The sequence below is a fragment of the Acinetobacter sp. A2 genome (genome assembly GCF_012371325.1).
Taxonomy (GTDB): domain Bacteria; phylum Pseudomonadota; class Gammaproteobacteria; order Pseudomonadales; family Moraxellaceae; genus Acinetobacter.
In genome coordinates, this window is record NZ_JAAZQX010000059.1 from 1 (window position 1) to 2,634 (window position 2,634).

General features: G+C 37.0%; 3 protein-coding genes. 1 reads left to right on the plus strand and 2 read right to left on the minus strand.

The features are described 5' to 3' along the window. Positions 1 to 288: 288 nt before the first annotated feature. The gene (locus HHA43_RS13035) at positions 289 to 612 is read right to left on the minus strand and encodes a type II toxin-antitoxin system HicB family antitoxin (protein ID WP_063454488.1); all 324 of its coding nucleotides are present in this window, start codon (positions 610 to 612) and stop codon (positions 289 to 291) included. Between the two features lie 8 nt (positions 613 to 620). Further along, on the minus strand, positions 621 to 866 hold the full coding sequence (locus HHA43_RS13040) for a hypothetical protein (protein ID WP_063454489.1): 246 nt from the start codon (positions 864 to 866) through the stop codon (positions 621 to 623). A gap of 455 nt (positions 867 to 1,321) precedes the next feature. Between HHA43_RS13040 and HHA43_RS13045 the strand changes: the two genes are divergently transcribed. Then, positions 1,322 to 2,554 carry an ATP-binding protein gene (locus HHA43_RS13045; RefSeq protein ID WP_168418310.1) on the plus strand — a complete coding sequence of 411 codons (1,233 nt, stop codon included), beginning with the start codon at positions 1,322 to 1,324 and terminating at the stop codon, positions 2,552 to 2,554. Positions 2,555 to 2,634 lie beyond the last annotated feature (80 nt).

The following is a 2,634-nucleotide window of genomic DNA, read 5'->3' on the forward strand; positions in this document are numbered from 1 at the left end:
ACACAGTGCACTGGGTTATGTATCGCCTTTTGAGTTTGAAGCAATGTACTATGATAAGATTAACCCGTTAGGTCAGGCGGCCTAACTTAAATAAAAAAGTCTCCGACAAACCCGGTACGGTTCAGTGAAAACTGTTTAAATACCAATGATCGGGATTTAAATAGTTCTAAGAACATACTTGCGCTTGGGCTTAAGCGTCTAGCAGTAGGAATCACCTCCGTTTAGGGAGGTGAGGAAGTCAAGGTCTACCAGTCATTCTCATTCCAAGTAGACCATCAAGATATAAAACTACATAGCCAATTTTGCCGATACCAAACGATTCATACTCACACCACGCTCCGCAGCTTCAAGTGCTAGTTTTTGATGAACCATTGATGGAACACGAACAGCAAACCGTCCGCTATACTTTTTTTCTGAAAGCGGTACAGGTAATTTCTCATTATTGCTGATCATATCTGCTACAACTTCAGCAACAAGATCAACAATCCCTGAAAATGCTTTAGATTGTTCTGCATCGAGCCAAGACAGTGACGGAAATTCGGCACATAGACCAACATACTCATTATCTTCTGCTGACCATGTAACACGATAAGTAAATTGTTTGCTATCCATTTGACACCTCACAATGTTTTAAGTTTATCAAGTGCAGCTAATACTTGCCTAACCTGATAAGGTTTAGCCTTTCCGCTATCATCTTGAAGATTAATACGAGGATCGCCTTGCCACGGTGTTTTAAATACCGTGTGACTACCACTTGTTTGTCTTGGTTCACCAAAATATTGCTTACAAACCTTGAGTAAATCGACATAGCGGATATTTTTTGGATTATTCCGCATTTGTTCTATAAGTTGATCAAGATTTGCCATTTAAATGCTCAATAGTGCCAATGATTAATAGTATCAATATTGATACCATTAATCAAGAGTTTGGCATGCCTAGTGGCTTATACGAACAGAAATGAATGGTAGGGTGCAAATAGGAATAGGGGGTAGATTTACATAGGAATATGCAATTTACTATTCACTCAATTTGTATAGCAGATAAGTCGTAGCAGCAATGACATAACATGACATAGAAAATAATCAAAAATACAGAATTCGGATTTATGTCGTCGATAAAAAAACCTACCAAATTTCGTCTAAAGAGTAGATCTGGTATCTTGGAGCTTGCCGTGATTAGCGTCTCTAAACTGCTATAAAAGCAGTTTAGAATTTTAAATAGCTCACATGAACTAGAAACTTTCTTTGTAATTAAATATGTTTTCACTTGGTATCTAAACTTTGATAGAATCAATTAAAACTTTAGAGTTTAAGTGTAAACAATGAGAAAAACTAATATTCGACGTGATAGCTACTTAAAATTTCTGAATACATGGCAAAACCGTGATGTTATTAAAGTGCTTTCAGGTGTACGTCGCTCTGGAAAATCCACCTTGTTGGCGATGTTTCAACAAGACTTAAAAGCACAGGGTGTACAAGCCGAAAACATCATTGCCATCAACTTTGAATTTATGGAATTTGAAGAACTTACCGATTACCGCAAACTACATGATTATGTACTGTCAAAAGTTGATGAAAGCAAGAAAAACTATGTTTTTTTAGATGAAATACAACATGTTACCAATTTTGAAAAAGTAGTCGACTCTTTATATGTTCGGGATTATATCGATTTATATATTACAGGTTCAAATGCATTCTTTCTGAGTGGAGAACTTGCGACGTTACTCACAGGACGCTATATCGAGCAACATGTTTTACCCTTGTCATTCCAAGAGTTTAAACAGTGGCATATTGAAAATAATCCGATCATCCAACAATTATCCAATCGTGATTTGTATGCCATGTACACGCGCAGTAGTTTCCCCTATACGCTTGCCATGACCAGCCAGCAGGAAACCTATGATTACTTGCAAGCGGTCTATGCCAGTGTAATGTTTAAAGATGTTATTCCCCGTTTGAATACGGCCGATATTAACTCTCTCGAGCGTGTCGCAAGATATTTGGCAAGCGTGACAGGCTCACCCATTTCCATCAATAAAATTAAAAATACCTTTGTTTCAAGTGGGGTTAAAATCTCATTTGAAACAGTAAAACGCTATATTCAGGGCTTACAGGACAGTTTGCTATTTTATAGCGCCGCACAATTTAAAGTACGTGGGCGTGAGTTATTACAATCCTCTGAAAAATACTATTTAGTTGATGTCGGATTGCGCCGCATTATGTTGCCTGATGCTAATGCTGATCAAGGTCATATTTTAGAAAATGTGATTTATCTTGAGCTTGTCAGACGAGGCTATACGGTCTATGTAGGGCGGGTTGATGAATATGAAATTGATTTTGTTGCTGTCGATACTTTACAGAATTTAACTTATTATCAGGTGGCATTAGAAACTCTCAATGAGGAGACACTAAGCCGAGAGTTACGTCCATTACAGAAAATTTCTGATTCATATCCCAAGTATTTACTTACCTTAGACACCATAGGGACTGAAGCCAATTATAATGGTATTGTAAAAATGAACGCTCTTGATTGGTTGCTGTCTGAAAATAAATAAAGTGGAGTAATTAACTATAACTAAAAATATAGACAAATATTTGCATAAGTGCTCATTTTGTCTATGTCGATTCAGTAGTG